Origin of the sequence: Streptomyces sp. NPDC091279 (genome assembly GCF_044757465.1) — a bacterium.
GTDB lineage: Bacteria > Actinomycetota > Actinomycetes > Streptomycetales > Streptomycetaceae > Streptomyces.
In genome coordinates, this window is sequence record NZ_JBIVVA010000010.1 from 109,689 (window position 1) to 125,052 (window position 15,364).

A 15,364-nucleotide genomic window follows, 5' to 3' on the forward strand; every position below is an offset into this window, starting at 1 on the left:
GCAATTCGTAAGGAGCAACCGAAACCATGCCGGTTTCCGTAACCCTTCCGGCGCTCGGCGAGAGCGTCACCGAGGGCACTGTCACCCGCTGGCTGAAGGCCGAGGGTGAGCGCGTCGAGGCCGACGAGCCGCTGCTCGAAGTGTCGACCGACAAGGTCGACACCGAGATCCCCTCGCCCGTCGCCGGTGTCCTGGCCTCCATCAAGGTCGCCGAGGACGAGACCGTCGAGGTCGGCGCCGAGCTGGCCGTCATCGACGACGGCACGGGTGCCGCTGCCCCGGCCCCGGCCGCCGAGCCCGCCGCGGCTCCGGCCCCCGAGCCGACCCCGGCGCCCGCCGCCGAGGCCCCCGCCGCCCCTGCCCCGGCCCCCGAGGCCCCCGCCGCTCCGGCCCCCGCGGCCGGTGGCGCCGAGGGCACCGACGTGGTCCTGCCCGCGCTCGGTGAGTCCGTCACCGAGGGCACCGTCACCCGCTGGCTGAAGTCGGTCGGCGACTCCGTGGAGGCCGACGAGCCGCTGCTGGAGGTCTCGACGGACAAGGTCGACACCGAGATCCCGGCGCCCGTCGCGGGCGTCCTGCTGGAGATCGTCGTCGCCGAGGACGAGAGCGCCGAGGTCGGCGCCAAGCTGGCCGTCATCGGCGCCCCGGGTGCCGCTCCGGCGGCTGCCCCGGCCCCGGCCGCCCCGGCTCCGGCGCCCGTCGCCGAGGCCCCCGCTCCGGCTCCGGCGCCCGCTCCGGCCGCTCCGGCGCCCGCTCCGGCCGCTCCGGCTCCGGCTCCGGCCGCCCCCGCGCCGGTGCCCGCCCCGCAGGCCGCTGCTCCGGCTCCGGCGCCCGCTCCGGCCGCGCCCGCCCCCGTCACCCCGGCCCCGGCTCCGGCCGCGCCCAGTGGTGACGACGGCGCCTACGTGACCCCGCTGGTGCGCAAGCTCGCCGCCGAGAACGGCGTCGACCTGGCCACCGTCAAGGGCACCGGCGTCGGCGGTCGCATCCGCAAGCAGGACGTCGTCGCCGCCGCCGAGGCCGCGAAGGCCGCTGCCGCTCCGGCTCCGGCCGCCGCAGCTCCGGCCGCCGCGAAGAAGGCCGCGCCGACCCTGGAGGCCTCGCCGCTGCGTGGCCAGACCGTCAAGATGCCGCGCATCCGCAAGGTCATCGGCGACAACATGGTCAAGGCGCTGCACGAGCAGGCGCAGCTGTCGTCGGTCGTCGAGGTCGACGTCACGCGCCTGATGCGGCTGCGCGGCCAGGCCAAGGACTCGTTCGCCGCGCGTGAGGGCGTCAAGCTCTCGCCGATGCCGTTCTTCGTGAAGGCGGCGGCCCAGGCGCTGAAGGCCCACCCGGCCATCAACGCCCGGATCAACGTCGACGAGGGCACGATCACCTACTTCGACACCGAGAACGTCGGTATCGCGGTGGACTCCGAGAAGGGCCTGATGACCCCGGTCATCAAGCACGCCGGTGACCTGAACATCGCCGGGATCGCCAAGGCCACCGCCGACCTGGCGGGCAAGGTCCGGGCGAACAAGATCACGCCGGACGAGCTGTCCGGTGGGACCTTCACCATCTCCAACACCGGTTCGCGCGGCGCGCTCTTCGACACGATCATCGTGCCGCCGAACCAGGTCGCGATCCTCGGCATCGGTGCCACGGTCAAGCGCCCGGCGGTCATCGAGACCGAGGAGGGCACCGTCATCGGCGTCCGCGACATGACGTACCTGACCCTCTCCTACGACCACCGTCTGGTGGACGGCGCCGACGCGGCCCGTTACCTGACGGCGGTCAAGGCGATCCTGGAGGCGGGCGAGTTCGAGGTCGAGCTCGGCCTCTGAGGTCCGCACCCGTAGTACGGCGCCCCGTCCGGAACTCTCCGGGCGGGGCGCCGCTGCCGTTTCCCCGCCGTTCGTCTCCGGGACCCGTACGCCCCGTGTAAGTCTCGTCTCACCTGCGCAAAAGCGTCCCCAAGCACCCCTGCGCGGGCCGTGCGCGGCCTTATGGTCTTAACGTCGAACGCCCCAGGGGCCGATGGGCGGCCCCTCCCGAAGGAGCCCTCATGACCGCGCCCGTCGTCCACTCGCTGCGCGAACAGATCCGCGAGCACATCGTGGAGGGGATCGTCAGCGGGCGCTGGAAGCCGGGCGAGCGGATCGTGGAACGGCGCATCGCCACCGAGCTGGAGGTCAGCCAGACCCCGGTGCGCGAGGCGCTGCGCGAGCTGGAGTCGCTGCGGCTGATCGAGTCGGCGCCGAACAAGGGCGTGCGGGTGCGGAACCTCTCGGCGGCCGACCTGGAGGAGAGTTACCCGGTCAGAGCGGGTCTTGAGGCGATCGCGGCGGAGCTGGCCGCCGACCGTCTCGCCGTCGACTGCTCGGCCCTTGAGCCCCACGTCAGCGCCCTCTACGAGGCCGACCGGGCCGCCGACGGCACCGGCCAGGTCCGGCACACCGTCGGCTTCCACCGCGAGCTGGTGCGCGCCGCGGGCAACTCCGTGCTGCTGCACACCTGGGAGGGGCTCGGCATCGAAGTCTTCACGGCGCTGTCCATCCGCTGGCTGGGGACCGTGCAGCAGTCCTACGCCGAGGAGCACGAGGAGCTGGTGGCCGCGTTCCGGCGCCGGGACCCCCGGATCGCGGAGATCGTGAAGGCCCACGTCCTCGGCTGCGCCCCCCGCGCCTGACCCACCCCGGCCCGTCTGGCCCGCCCTCCCCGTCCGCTGCCGCTCCCCGCGCCCCCTGACTTCGGCGCCGTCACCGCCGTTGAACCGTGGGTGAGCTGGTGAGCGTCACGTCGCTCACCTGGGAAAACGCCCCGGAATCGGCGGCACGGCGTGCCCGTGGGACCGGCACCGCGTGCCTACTTTCTCGGAATCAAGATGTTTTGCCCGTCAACCCTTTGATCGATCATCGATCAGGGAGCTACAGTCACGGACGGGCTTGTACCCGAGCCCTCCGCCCTGTCCTGCCAAAGACAAAGGGCAACCCCGAACCCTTACCGATGAGGGAACCCCCTTCGACTGAGGAAGGCGGCGACATGACCGACCCCCACGCCATCCAGCCGAGCGAGCTGGACCAGCTCCCGGACCGCGACCCCGAGGAGACCGCCGAATGGCAGGCCTCACTCGACGCGGTCACCAAGGCTGCCGGCCCGCACCGTGCCGCGTACCTGATGCGCCGCACGCTGGAGCGCGCGGAGGGCAACGGCCTCGCGCTGCCCAAGCTCCTGGAGACGGACTACGTCAACACCATCCCCACCGCCGCCGAGCCGTCCGCGCCCGGTGACGAGGAGATGGAACGCCGGATCACCGGCTGGAACCGCTGGAACGCGGCCGCCATGGTGTCCCGGGGCAGCAAGTACGGCGTCGGCGGCCACATCGCCACCTTCGCCTCGGCCGCCTGGCTGTACGAGACGGGCTTCAACCACTTCTTCAAGGGCAAGGAGGCCGACGGCTCGGGCGACCAGCTCTACATCCAGGGCCACGCCTCCCCCGGCATCTACGCCCGCGCCTTCCTCGACGGCCGGCTCTCCGAGGAGCAGCTCGACAACTTCCGCCGGGAAGCGGGCGGCAACGGCCTGCCGTCCTACCCGCACCCGCGGCGGCTGCCCTGGCTCTGGGAGTTCCCGACCGTCTCCATGGGCCTCGGCCCGCTGTCGGCGATCTACCAGGCGCGCTTCAACCGCTATCTGACCAACCGCGGCATCAAGGACGTCTCCGCGTCCCACGTGTGGGCCTTCCTCGGCGACGGCGAGATGGACGAGCCGGAGTCGACGGCGGCACTGGCGCTGGCCTCCCGCGAGGGTCTGGACAACCTGACCTTCGTCATCAACTGCAACCTGCAACGTCTCGACGGTCCGGTCCGCGCGAACTTCAAGATCGTGCAGGAGCTGGAGGCCCAGTTCCGCGGCGCGGGCTGGAACGTCATCAAGTCGCTGTGGGGCACCGCCTGGGACGAGCTGTTCCAGCTCGACACCACGGGCGCGCTGCTGCGCCGGCTGCGGGAGGTGCCCGACGCGCAGGTGCAGACGTACCAGACGCGCGGCGCCGCCTACATCCGCGAGGACTTCTTCGGCACGGACCCGGCACTCGTCGAACTGGCGAAGCTGCTGAGCGACGACAAGATCCTTGAGTGTTTCCACCTCTCGCGCGGCGGTCACGAGGCCCGCAAGGTGTACGCGGCGTACAAGGCGGCCGTCGAGTTCAAGGGCGCGCCGACGGTGATCCTGGCCCAGACCGTCAAGGGCCACACCCTCGGCGAGGGCTTCGCGTCGAAGAACGCCAACCACCAGATGAAGAAGCTCACGGTGGACGAGTTCAAGACGATGCGGGATCTGCTCGAACTCCCCATCTCCGACAGCCAGTTCGTCGACGGCCAGGTTCCCTACGGGCACCCCGGCGCCGACTCCCCCGAGGTCCGGTACCTCCAGGAGCGGCGCGCGGCCCTCGGTGGTCCGGCCCCGGCCCGCCGCACGCACGCGCTGGCCCCGCTGCCGGCCCCGGCCGACAAGGCGTTCGCCTCCTTCGACAAGGGCTCCGGCTCCCAGAACGTGGCGACGACCATGGCGTTCGTCCGCCTCGTCAAGGACCTGGTCCGGGACAAGGAGAGCGGCAAACGCTGGGTGCCGATCGTCCCCGACGAGGCGCGCACCTTCGGCATGGAGTCGCTCTTCCCGTCGCTCGGCATCTACTCGCCCAAGGGCCAGACGTACGAGCCGGTCGACCGCGACCAGCTGATGTACTACAAGGAGGCCAAGAACGGCCAGATCCTCAACGAGGGGATCACCGAGGCCGGTTCGATGGCCGACTTCATCGCCGCGTCGACCGCGTACGCCACGCACGGCGAAGCGATGATCCCGTTCTACATCTTCTACTCGATGTTCGGCTGGCAGCGCACGGCCGACCAGATGTGGCAGCTCGGCGACCAGCTCGGCCGCGGCTTCCTGGTCGGCGCGACGGCCGGCCGCACCACGCTGACCGGCGAGGGCCTCCAGCACGCCGACGGCCACTCCCCCGTCATCGCCGCGACCAACCCGGCGGCGCTCTCCTACGACCCGGCGTTCGCCTACGAGATCGCCGCGATCGTCAAGGACGGCCTGCGCCGGATGTACGGCGAGTCGGCGCCGGGCGAGGACCCGAACGTCTTCTACTACCTGACCGTCTACAACGAGCCGATGCCGCAGCCGGCCAAGCCGTCCGGGCTCGGCGTCGACGAGGGCATCGTCAAGGGCCTCTACCGGTTCAACACGGTGGAGTCGGCGGGCCTGAACGTCTCCGCCGCCAACGCCCCGCGCATCCAGCTGCTCGGCTCCGGCACCGCGATCCACTGGGCGCTGGAGGCGCAGAAGCTGCTCGCCGAGGAGTGGGGCGTGGCCGCCGACGTGTGGTCCGCGACCTCCTGGACGGAGCTGCGCCGGGACGCCCTGGAGGCGGACGCGGCCCTGCTGCGCGGCGAGGAGCGGGTGCCGTTCGTGCGGCAGGCGCTGCACGGCGCGGACGGTCCGGTGCTCGCGGTCACCGACTACATGCGTCAGGTCCCGGACCAGATCGCGCAGTGGGTCGAGCAGGACTACTCGTCGCTGGGCGCGGACGGCTTCGGCCTCTCCGACACCCGGGACGCGGCCCGTCGCCACTTCGGCGTCGACGCGCAGTCGGTCGTGGTCGCGGCGCTGGCGCAGCTGGCGCGGCGCGGCGATGTGAAGGCGACGGCGGTGAAGGAGGCTCGGGAGCGTTACAGCCTCTAACGGCTGCGATGCCCTCTTGCTGATGCGTCAGCTTGTCCGCTGCGTGAGTGCGTGACGCGGGAGTGAGCGACGCAGAATTGTGTGACCGGTACGGCCCCGCGCGATACGCGCGGGGCCGCTCCGCGTTGTGCCGGGCGCCCGCCCGCTCCGCTCGTGCCCCCTGGCGAGGCCTCCGTTGCTGTGGGGCTCCGTTGCATGATGGGGCCATGCGTGCTGCACGGCTGATCAAGATGGTGCTGTTGCTCCAGTCCCGGCCCGCGATGACCGCCGCTGAACTGGCGCGGGAGTTGGAGGTGTCCGAGCGGACGGTGACCCGGGACGCGCAGGCGCTGTCGGAGGCGGGCGTCCCCGTCTACGCCGACCGGGGTCGGGCCGGCGGCTACCGGCTGGTCGGCGGGTATCGGACCCGGCTGACCGGGCTGGCCCGGGGTGAGGCGGAGGCGCTGTTCCTGTCCGGGGTGCCGGGTGCGCTGCGGGAGATGGGCCTTCAGGACGCGGCGTCGGCGGCCCGGCTGAAGGTGTCGGCGGCCCTGCTGCCCTCCCTGCGGGACGCGTCACGGACGGCCGCGCAACGTTTCCACCTGGACGCCCCGAACTGGTTCACCGAGCCGAGGGCTCCCGACCTGTTGCCCGCCGTGGCCGACGCGGTGTGGGACGACCGGCGCCTCACCGCCCGTTACCGGAGCCGCAAGGGCGAGGTGGCGCGGGAACTGGAGCCGTACGGGCTCGTGCTGAAGGCGGGGGTCTGGTACCTGTGCGCACGGGTGTCCGACGGGTTCCGGGTGTACCGGATCGACCGGTTCACGGAGGTGGTCGCGGGGGACGAACGGTTCGTGCGGGACGAGGAGTTCGATCTGCCGGGGTTCTGGGCGGAGCGTGCGGAGCAGTTCGCGCGGTCGATCCTGCGGGACGTGGTGGTGGTGCGGTTGTCCGGGGCGGGGGTGCGGGCGCTGGTGGACGCGGTGGACCCGGTGGCGGCCCGGGACGCGCTGGCCACGCCGGGTGCGGTGGACGCCGAGGGGTGGGTGACGGTGACCTTGCCGGTGGAGTCGGCGGAGGTCGCCCATGCCCAACTCACGGCACTGGGCCCGGAGGTGGAGGTACTGGCACCGGAGGAACTGCGGGAACGGTTCGCGAGGGACGCGGCGAGGCTGGGGCGACTGTATGAGGAGTGAGGGGGCCTCACGGAGGTAAGGGGGTCTCACGGAGGTAAGGGGGCCTCACTCCCCCTGCACCCCCTCCCCGCGCACACCCCCACGCCCTCACGCCCTCGCGCCCTCCCCGGACATCCCCGCACCCCCCTCACGTCCCCTGTGCTCTTCCGCACCCCACATGTGGAGATCCCGCACCAGCCCTCGTTCTGTGCCCTACTCCGCGTGCGTCGCGTCCGTGCAGGACGGATGCTGGAGCGGTGATGGACGAGACGGAGTTCTGGGAGTTGGTGGACGCCACCCGCGAGGCCGCCGAGGGCGACCCCGAGGAGCAGGCCGATCTGCTCGTGGAACGGTTGCTGCGCCTGGACCCGGAGCAGGTGCTCGACTTCGCCCGGCACTTCGAGGCCCGTTTCAACCGGGCGTACACCTGGGAGTTGTGGGGTGCCGCCTGGGTGCTCCTGGACGGGGCGGGCGACGACGTCTTCGACTTCTTCCGGTGCTGGCTGATCGGCCAGGGCCGTGAGGTGTACGAGGGCGGGGTGCACGACCCCGACGCGCTCGCCGAGCTGCTGCCGGACTTCGACGAGGAGATCGACGGCGACGGTGAGGAGCTGGGCTACGCGGCCGACGAGGCCTACGAGCAGCTCACCGGCGAGGTCGCGCCCGACCTCGGTATCGCGCCGGCGCCCGCGGAGCCGACCGGCACGGCGATCGACTTCGAGGACGACCGCGTTCTCGCCGAGCGGTTCCCGGCGCTGTGGGCGCGGTTCAGGGGCTGACGTGCACGGGTGAGGTCCGCGCTCACGCGGCGGTGCGGCGGCGGGCGGTGTCCGAGGGGATGTAGGCCTGGTTCTGGCTCTGCTCGGCCTTGACGGCATGGTGCAGCGGGGCGGCGTTGGCCTGGTCGAGGGCGGAGGCGGTGACGGCGGCCGGGCCGAGGATCACCGTGGCGACGGCGCACACCACCGCCCAGGGTCCGCGCGAGGTCTTCGGGCTCGCGGTCTTCTGCGTGGCTGCGGTACGGCTGCTGTTCATGGTCCCCACCTCCGGTCGGCTTCGATGTCCATGACAGTAGGACCGGAACTTCTCAGGACTCTGCGCGGCGACTGTGGCGTTCCTGTGGACCGTGCGCCGGTGGGTGTCCGGCCCTGGAGGCGGGCCGCTTCCCGGCGGACGGCGGGGAGTTGGGCCATCAGCGCGAGGCCGGGGCAACTGGTCATGTAGCCGTCCTTGTGCCCTGCCAGCGCGGGCAGCACGGCGGTGGCCCCGGAGCGGTAGCGGCTGAGGTCGTTGCTGGAGACCAGCCGGGCGGTGGCGCGCGGGTCGACGTCGGCGAGGCCCAGTTTCCAGGCGGCCAGCGCGGCGATCGCGTCGGTCATCGCGCGCGGCACCACCGCGCCCGACGTGAACGTGCCGATCGCCGCGATGCCGGCCGTGCGGTGGTTGAAGCCCTGGGTGTGGGCGCCGGTGACGGGCCGGTCGACGCCGCCCGCGCGGCCTTCGTAGACGGTGCCGCAGCGGTCGACGAGGAAGTTGTAGCCGATGTCGTCCCAGCTCCGGGCGCGGGTCTGGCCGGTGTACAGGTCGCGGACGATGCGGGGCGCGTCGGCGCAGTCGTAGCCGTTGGGCGAGTCGGTGTGGTGGATGAAGACGGCGATGACGCGGTCGTCGTAGCGCGGCGGCGGCTGGGCGTGCCGGGCGGAGCCGTCGAGCCAGGCCGAACGGGGGACGATGCGCGGCTTGGCGGCGGTGTGCGGGTGGGCCGGGCGGGTCGGCGCCTTGGTCGCGGGCGGGCGGCGTGCGGCGGTCCCGTCGGCGGCGCAGGCGCCCAGCATCAGGGCGAGCACGGCGGCGATCCCCGGCAGACAGCTCCGCAGCGCCAACGGCCGGACACCACCGTTGCGCCCCACCCGGCGCCCGGCGCCACCGGTGCGCCCCGCTGGGCGCCCGGCGTCGGATATGCGACCGGGGCGCCGCCTGCCACCCCCTCGGTTCTTGGCTCCCCCGCCGTTGCCCTCCCGTCCCTCACCTCTGCCCGTTCTTGCTCTTCTGGGTGTCCGGAGCACGCGCATGGGTCCCACTCTCGGGTCGAACCGCGCCGCCCGCGATGTGTGGTGTGCCACCCGGTGGAACCATCGTCCTGGTCCGGGACGTTTCTTCCGGTGCACGCGTCGCGCGTGTGCTGATCACCGGCCGTGCCCCGCCCGTACTACGGGGTCCGAGAGAAAGGCGGCTCCGTGGATCTGCTCGACATCCTGTTGATGCTGGTGGTGGTGGCCTACGCGGCGTCCGGCTACCGGCGTGGTCTGGTGGCCGGTTGTGTGTCGCTGGCCGGGTTCGTGGGCGGCGCGGTCGTCGGTGTGTGGGTGCTGCCGTGGGTGATGGACCTGGTGACGGTGGGCACGACGACGGCGACGGTGACCGCCGTGCTGACGGTGCTGGTGCCGGCCGCCGTGGGCCACGAGTTGGCGGGGCGGCTCGCGCTGCGGCTGCGCCGGGAGCTGGACCGGGGCCCGCTGCGGGTGGCGGACGGCATCGGGGGCGCCGCGGCGAACTCGGTGGCGGTGCTGATCGTGGCGTGGGTGGCGGCGAGTGTTCTCGGGGCGTCGTCGTCGCCGCTGGTGACGTCGGCGATCCGGGACTCGCGGATTCTGGTCTCGGTGCAGAGACTCATGCCGGAGACGACGCCGGTGTGGTTCTCGCGGGCCACGTCGGCGCTGACGCAGGCGGGCTTCCCGCAGGTCTTCAACCCGTTCGAGAACGAGTCGACGGCGGAGGTCGCCGAGCCGTCGGGGGACAGCGTCACGGCCGGTGCGACGCGGGCGGCCGAGCGCAGCACCGTGAAGATCGAGGGCGTCTCGGGCGACCAGGGCCGCGAGGGCAGCGGGTTCGTGTACGCGGCGGAGCATGTGATGACCAACGCGCATGTGGTGGCCGGCATCGACGAGCCGAGCGTGCGGGTGGGCGGGGTCGGGCGGGTGTACCGGGCGCGGGTGGTGCTCTTCGACCCGCAGCGGGATGTGGCGGTGCTCTATGTGCCGGGTCTGCGGGCGCCGGTGCTGCGCTTCGACGACGACGCGGCGCGGGGCGACTCGGCGGTGGTGGCCGGGTATCCGCAGGACGGGTCCCTGAATCTCCAGGCGGCCACGGTGGCCAACCGGGTGCGGGCCACGGGCCAGAACATCTACAGCGACGCCACGGTGACCCGCGAGATCTACTCGATCCGCTCCACCGTCCGCCCCGGTAACTCCGGCGGCCCGCTGCTGACCACGGACGGCCGGGTGTTCGGCGTGGTCTTCGCCCGGTCGACGTCGGACAACGAGACGGGCTACGTCCTGACGGCGGCCGAGGTGGCCCAGGACGCGCGCCAGGCGGCGACCGCGACCGCGCCGGTGGACACGGGCTCCCTGATCACGTCCTGACGGGAATCACGTCCTGAGCGGCCCGGGGGGGGCGGAACGGCGGCGGGGCGAACGGCCGGGCACGCGCCGCCTGCGGAACGGCATCCCCGGGGCCGAACGACCGGAGGCCGACCGTCCGTCACCCGGGCGGGCGTATCCGGGCGGCGCCGTCGGCCCGGACGCCGCGCGGGGCCGCCGTCGGCCCGGACGATGGAGCCCCGCTGCCCCGACGTCCTGGGAGGCCCCGTGCCGCTCGCTCTCGGTCCGACCGCCGTCGCCCTCACCGTCGTTGCTCCGGAATCGGGGGGGTGGGGGGCACGGGTGGGCGCTGTTCGGGTTCGCGGTGGTGGCGCTGGCGGCGGGGGTGCCGTTGTGGCTGCTGGTGCGGGGGCGGCGGGCCGCGGGCGACGCCGAGCAGGTCAGAGAGCGCACCCCATGAGCACGTCGTCCACGTAGGCGCCGTCGAGGAGGAACTCCTCGGGCAGCACGCCCTCCACGGTGAAGCCCTCGGCCTCGTAGAGCGCGCGGGCCGGCGTGTTGTGGCCGAGGACCCGGAGTGTGAGCCGGCGTGCGCCCTGCCTGCGCGCCTCCTCGCGCGCCGCCCGCAGCAGCGCCCGCCCGACCCCGGCGCCGCGCGCGTCCTCGGCGACGAGGAACCCCATGATCTGCCGCACGTGCGCGTTGCAGGCGAGGGAGGTGGGGCGGCCGAGCCGGAGATACCCGACGAGACGGCCGTCCCACTCGGCGACGAGGTGGTCACGGGGCCCGAACCGGTCGGTGAAGAAGGGCTCGTACGGCGGTTGCGGGCGGGGCTGTACGGCGTGCAGCGCAGACCAGCAGAGCCGGTCGAGGCGGCCCAGTGTCTCCTCGTCGTCGAGGGTGGCGTGGCGGAGGTACGGCGCGGGCATGACGGCCAGCCTACGTCGGGTGCGCCGGACGCCGACCGGGCTTTTACGTACCGGCCGCGCAGAATGGGGGCCATGGAACGTTCGCGAATCGTGGTGGCCGGTGCGTCCGGTCTGATCGGCGGCGCCCTGGTGCGGTCCCTGACCGCCGACGGGCACGCAGTGGTACGGCTGGTGCGCCGGGCGCCCCAGGGTTCGGGCGAGGTGCGGTGGGACCCGGAGGCCGGGCAGGTGGACGTGGCGGGCCTGGCCGGGTGCGACGCCGTGGTGAATCTGGCGGGCGCCGGGGTGGCGGGGCACCGCTGGACGGACGCGTACAAGGCGCGTATCCGGGACAGCCGGGTGCGGGGCACGACGGCGCTGGCGGAGGCGGTCGCGGGCCTGGACGTGAAGCCGCGGGTGTTCGTGAACGGCAGCGCGATCGGCTACTACGGCGAGACCGGGGGGCGCGCGGTGGACGAGAGCGCCCCCGCCGGTGACGGTTTCCTGCCGTCGTTGTGCGTGGCGTGGGAGGCGGCGGCGACGGCGGCCGCGGAGGCGGGGGTGCGGACGGCGTTCGCGCGCACCGGCCTGGTGGTGGGCCGGGACGGCGGGGCCTGGGGCAAGCTGTTCCCGCTGTTCAGGGCGGGGCTCGGGGGGCGGATGGGCGACGGACGGCAGTTCTGGTCGTACATCGCGCTGCACGACGAGGTGGCGGCGATCCGGCATCTGATCGACACCGACGGGCTCTCGGGGCCGTTCAATCTGACCGCGCCGACGCCGTTGACGAACCGTGAGATCACCGCCGCGATGGGGCGGGTGCTGCGGCGGCCGACGCTGTGCGCGGTACCGGCGCCGGTGCTGCGGGCGGTGCTCGGCGAGATGGCCGGGGATGTCCTGGGCAGCGCGCGGGTGCTGCCGACGCGGCTGCTGGCGTCCGGCTTCTCGTTCGCGTTCCCGGACGTCGAGTCGGCGATCCGGGCGGCCCTGCGGGCGTAGGGCGCGCCGCGCCGGGCGGTGCGGCGCGGGTATGCGACCGGTGTGCGACCGTGCCCTGTCGATGCGCGACTTCCGGTGGCCCACCGCGCGCCTAACCTCGTCCCGAACTCGGCTATTCGACAAGCCGGTTGGGGGCACCCGAGCCTCCGGCAGGCCGCGCATCGCGAGGAGGGGCACGTGCTTGAGCCCGCGTACCAGGCGGACGTCGTCGTCGTAGGGGCCGGAGTCGCCGGACTCGCCGCGGCACATCGTCTGATCAGCGCAGGAGTGACCACGGCGGTCCTGGAGGCCGCCCCGTACCCGGGAGGGCGGATGTCGACCGACAAGGTCGACGGGTTCCGCCTGGACCGGGTCGGCCAGCTCCTGTCGACGGCGTATCCCGAACTACGGCTGACACCCGGGCTGGACGCGCTGGTCCTGCGCCCGTTCGCCCCGGGTGTCCTGCTGCACGGGGACGGCCGGCACCACCGGGTGGGACCCCCCGCCAACACAGGGGGCGCACGGGGCGCACTGAACGTGGTGCGCGCCCTGGCGAACGCGCCCCGCCCGTCGGCGGCCCCCAGGCCCCGTTCCGCGGGCCCGCTCGGCACCGCCGTGGACCAGGCGCGGCTGAGCACCGCGCTGGCCCGGTTCGCGGGCCTGCCCGTCGAACGGCTGCTGGCGCGCCCGGAGTCGGCGGCCGGGACGGCGCTCGCCTCCCGTGGCCTGCCCGCCCGCGCGGTCGACGGTTTTCTGCGCCCCCTGCTCGCCGCCCTGCTGTGCGACCCGGAGCTGACGACGTCCAGCCGGTGCGCGGACCTCGCGCTGCGCTCCTTCGCGTCGGGCCGGCTCTGTCTGCCGGAGGGCGGCGCCGAGGCGCTCCCTGAGCTGCTGGCGCGGGCCCTGCCTGCGGGCACCGTGCGCACCGGGGTGCGGGTCACGTCCGTCGCCACGAACACCGTGACGACGGCGGAGCACGGGGAGTTCCGGTGCCGGGCGGTGCTGGTGGCCACCGACGCGCGGGCCGCGGCGGCGTTGCTGCCGGGGCTGCGGGTACCGCCGTTCCACCCGGTGACGGTGGTGCACCACACGACCGACGAGGCGCCCGGGACCGGGGCGGCCCTGCTGCTGGACGCGGACCGCAGCGGCCCGGTGTCGCACACGGCGGTGATCAGCCGCGTCGACCCGTCCCGCGCCCCCGCGGGCCGCGCCCTCGTCTCGTCGACGGTGCTCGGCACGCCCCCGCCGGACGTCGACCACGCCGTCCGCGACCATCTGGCCCGCCTCTACGGCACCTCGACGACCCGCTGGGAGACCCTCGCCGTCCACCACACCGCCGAGGCCGTCCCCGCGATGCGGCCACCGCACGATCTGCGCCGCCCGGTGCGCCTGTTGGCGGGCCTGTACGTCTGCGGCGACCACCGTGACACCAGCACCGTCCAGGGCGCCCTGCACTCCGGCCACCGCGCGTCGGCGGCCATCCTGCGCGACCTGGGAACGGCGGGTTCGCTGAACCGCGTGGAGCCGCCGAGCAGCAGGGTGCGGGCACAGGCGGCGTGAGCGAGCGGACGAGGACGAGCGGAGGCCGACCGACGGCCGGGTAACGGTCGGCGGCGGGACCGGGCGGAACAACACCGGCCGGCCCCGCCGCCGTACGACCGCCCCCCACGCACAAGAACCCCCACCCTCCCCTCTCCGTCAGCCCAGGGCGGCCACCTTGTCGCGGTAGCCGCGGACCGGGGCGGCGTCCTTGTAGGGCTCCAGCCGGCGTTCGAAGTCCCGGACGTACTCGACGGCGCGGACCGAGCGCATCTCGGCGGCCTGGGCGGCGGCCTCGGCGCCGAGTTGGCAGGCCTGGTCGAGTTCACCGAGGCCGAGGCGGGCGGTGGCGAGCACGACCCGGCAGAACAGGCGGCTGCGGGCGAAGGTGGGCGCCCGCAGTTGCAGGGAGCGTTCGGCGTGCTGGGCGGCGGCGCGGAACTGCTGGAGGTCGCGGTGGCAGTGCGCCAACTCGTCGGCGAGCTGGGCCTCGTCGAAGAACCGGGCCCAGAACGGCACGTCGTCGCCGGGTCGGGCGGCCTCCAGGGCGCGTTCGGCGCGGACCAGGGACGCGGTGCAGCTGCGGACCTCACCGAGCACGGCGTGCCCGCGTGCCTCCGAGGCGTGCAGCAGGCACTGCACGACGGGCGGGGCGCTGGTCCCGACGCCCTGCTGGGCGACCCGGGCCAGCTGGACGGCCTCGCGGCCGTGGCCGAGGTAGACGGCCTGGCGGCTCATGGTGACGAGCACGTAGGAGCCGTAGGCCCGGTCCCCGGCGGCCTGGGCGAGCCGCAGCGACTGCACGAAGTAGCGCTGGGCGAGCCCGTGCGCGGCGATGTCGTACGAGGTCCAGCCGGCCAGCCGGGTCAGATCGGCGACGGCGCCGAAGAGCCGACGGCCGGTCTGTTCGCCGTAGCTGCCGCGCAGCATCGGCTCGCACTCGTGTTCCAGGTAGCGGACGAGGGCCTGACGGGCGTGGCCGCCGCCGTACATGTCGTCGAGGGTGCGGAAGAGTTCACCGACGGAGCGCAGGGCGGCGATGTCGCCGCCGGTGACGCGCTGCCCCGGGCCGCGTTCGCCGTGCCGGGCGCGGGTGGGGGGTCCGCCGGGTTCGGGCGGGGCGGGGAGGCGGGCGGCGCCGGGACGGCCCTGGGCGGGGACGCGCGGGAGGTGGTGGTCGCCGCGGGCCACCTTGTCGTCGGGGCGCCCGATCAGCCAGTCCCGGCTGGGCACCACGAGGCCCGCCGGGGTGAACGCGATCTTCCGCAGTTCGGCGTGGCTGCCGGAGTCCTTGCGCCACAGCCCGCTGACGATGTCGACGGCCTCCTCGGGGGTGGCGGCGAACTCCAGCCCCGCGTACACCGGGGCACAGGCGTCGAGGCCGAGGTCCTGCGCGGTGAGCCGACGCCCGAGACGCCGGGTGAAGACCTCGGCGATCAGGGCGGGGGTGGTGCCCCGGGGCTGCTGACCACGCAACCAACGGGTGACCGAGGTCTTGTCGTATCTGAGGTCCAGTCCGTGTTCCAGGCCGAGCTGGTCGACTCGACGGGCCAGACCCGCGTTGGAGAAGCCCGCTTCTGCGATGAGCGCGGCGAGCTGGCGGTTGGGAGTGCGCTGCGCGGGTCGTTCCGTCATCGGCGGTGCGGTCTCCTGCCTTCCGGACACCTGAAGTGCCGGG

General features: G+C 73.6%; 12 protein-coding genes. 8 read left to right on the forward strand and 4 right to left on the reverse strand.

Annotated features, from left to right (window positions below; translation table 11 throughout):
• Positions 1-26: 26 nt before the first annotated feature.
• From sucB to ACIQOU_RS25140, 5 genes are all read left to right on the forward strand, one after another.
• Complete coding sequence (gene sucB, locus ACIQOU_RS25120) at positions 27-1,826, forward strand: 2-oxoglutarate dehydrogenase, E2 component, dihydrolipoamide succinyltransferase (protein WP_401539185.1); 1,800 nt, start codon at positions 27-29, stop codon at positions 1,824-1,826.
• Positions 1,827-2,047: 221 nt separating this feature from the next.
• Entirely contained in the window at positions 2,048-2,671 is a 624-nt protein-coding gene (locus tag ACIQOU_RS25125; RefSeq protein ID WP_401539186.1) for a GntR family transcriptional regulator, read from the forward strand.
• 353 nt (positions 2,672-3,024) lie between these two features.
• Entirely contained in the window at positions 3,025-5,730 is a 2,706-nt protein-coding gene (aceE, locus tag ACIQOU_RS25130; RefSeq protein ID WP_401539188.1) for a pyruvate dehydrogenase (acetyl-transferring), homodimeric type, read from the forward strand.
• 206 nt (positions 5,731-5,936) lie between these two features.
• The gene (locus ACIQOU_RS25135) at positions 5,937-6,905 is read left to right on the forward strand and encodes a helix-turn-helix transcriptional regulator (protein WP_401539189.1); all 969 of its coding nucleotides are present in this window, start codon (positions 5,937-5,939) and stop codon (positions 6,903-6,905) included.
• Positions 6,906-7,144: 239 nt separating this feature from the next.
• Positions 7,145-7,663 (forward strand): DUF4240 domain-containing protein, encoded by a 519-nt coding sequence (locus ACIQOU_RS25140; RefSeq protein WP_401539191.1) that lies wholly within the window; start codon positions 7,145-7,147, stop codon positions 7,661-7,663.
• A gap of 22 nt (positions 7,664-7,685) precedes the next feature.
• Here the strand turns inward: ACIQOU_RS25140 and ACIQOU_RS25145 are convergent, their stop codons facing one another.
• Both ACIQOU_RS25145 and ACIQOU_RS25150 read right to left on the reverse strand, forming a co-directional pair.
• Complete coding sequence (locus ACIQOU_RS25145) at positions 7,686-7,919, reverse strand: hypothetical protein (RefSeq protein ID WP_401539193.1); 234 nt, start codon at positions 7,917-7,919, stop codon at positions 7,686-7,688.
• Entirely contained in the window at positions 7,916-8,719 is an 804-nt protein-coding gene (locus tag ACIQOU_RS25150; RefSeq protein WP_401539670.1) for a peptidoglycan recognition protein, read from the reverse strand. The genes ACIQOU_RS25145 and ACIQOU_RS25150 overlap by 4 nt, the downstream gene beginning before the upstream one ends.
• Positions 8,720-9,121: 402 nt before the next feature.
• On the opposite strand from ACIQOU_RS25150, the gene ACIQOU_RS25155 reads away from it, so the two are divergent.
• Positions 9,122-10,306: a MarP family serine protease gene (locus ACIQOU_RS25155; protein ID WP_401539195.1), complete on the forward strand. Its 1,185-nt coding sequence runs from the start codon at positions 9,122-9,124 to the stop codon at positions 10,304-10,306.
• A 398-nt stretch (positions 10,307-10,704) separates the two neighbouring features.
• Here ACIQOU_RS25155 and ACIQOU_RS25160 read toward each other — a convergent pair whose 3' ends face one another.
• Positions 10,705-11,193 carry a GNAT family N-acetyltransferase gene (locus ACIQOU_RS25160; RefSeq protein ID WP_401539197.1) on the reverse strand — a complete coding sequence of 163 codons (489 nt, stop codon included), beginning with the start codon at positions 11,191-11,193 and terminating at the stop codon, positions 10,705-10,707.
• A 72-nt stretch (positions 11,194-11,265) separates the two neighbouring features.
• Here ACIQOU_RS25160 and ACIQOU_RS25165 point away from each other — a divergent pair, with 72 nt between their 5' ends.
• The gene (locus ACIQOU_RS25165; protein WP_401539198.1) at positions 11,266-12,168 is read left to right on the forward strand and encodes a TIGR01777 family oxidoreductase; all 903 of its coding nucleotides are present in this window, start codon (positions 11,266-11,268) and stop codon (positions 12,166-12,168) included.
• 177 nt (positions 12,169-12,345) lie between these two features.
• Positions 12,346-13,707: an NAD(P)/FAD-dependent oxidoreductase gene (locus ACIQOU_RS25170; protein ID WP_401539200.1), complete on the forward strand. Its 1,362-nt coding sequence runs from the start codon at positions 12,346-12,348 to the stop codon at positions 13,705-13,707.
• 138 nt (positions 13,708-13,845) lie between these two features.
• Here the strand turns inward: ACIQOU_RS25170 and ACIQOU_RS25175 are convergent, their stop codons facing one another.
• On the reverse strand, positions 13,846-15,321 hold the full coding sequence (locus tag ACIQOU_RS25175; protein WP_401539202.1) for a regulator: 1,476 nt from the start codon (positions 15,319-15,321) through the stop codon (positions 13,846-13,848).
• Between the last annotated feature and the right edge of the window lie 43 nt (positions 15,322-15,364).

Coding starts and splice junctions, on each gene's coding strand:
- ACIQOU_RS25135 (WP_401539189.1), top strand. CDS start 5,937: ATGCGTGCTGCACGGCTGATCAAGATGGTGCTGTTGCTCCAGTCCCGG.
- ACIQOU_RS25145 (WP_401539193.1), bottom strand. CDS start 7,919: ATGAACAGCAGCCGTACCGCAGCCACGCAGAAGACCGCGAGCCCGAAG.
- ACIQOU_RS25150 (WP_401539670.1), bottom strand. CDS start 8,719: ATGCTGGGCGCCTGCGCCGCCGACGGGACCGCCGCACGCCGCCCGCCC.
- ACIQOU_RS25175 (WP_401539202.1), bottom strand. CDS start 15,321: ATGACGGAACGACCCGCGCAGCGCACTCCCAACCGCCAGCTCGCCGCG.
- aceE (WP_401539188.1), top strand. CDS start 3,025: ATGACCGACCCCCACGCCATCCAGCCGAGCGAGCTGGACCAGCTCCCG.
- ACIQOU_RS25125 (WP_401539186.1), top strand. CDS start 2,048: ATGACCGCGCCCGTCGTCCACTCGCTGCGCGAACAGATCCGCGAGCAC.
- ACIQOU_RS25140 (WP_401539191.1), top strand. CDS start 7,145: ATGGACGAGACGGAGTTCTGGGAGTTGGTGGACGCCACCCGCGAGGCC.
- sucB (WP_401539185.1), top strand. CDS start 27: ATGCCGGTTTCCGTAACCCTTCCGGCGCTCGGCGAGAGCGTCACCGAG.
- ACIQOU_RS25160 (WP_401539197.1), bottom strand. CDS start 11,193: ATGCCCGCGCCGTACCTCCGCCACGCCACCCTCGACGACGAGGAGACA.
- ACIQOU_RS25165 (WP_401539198.1), top strand. CDS start 11,266: ATGGAACGTTCGCGAATCGTGGTGGCCGGTGCGTCCGGTCTGATCGGC.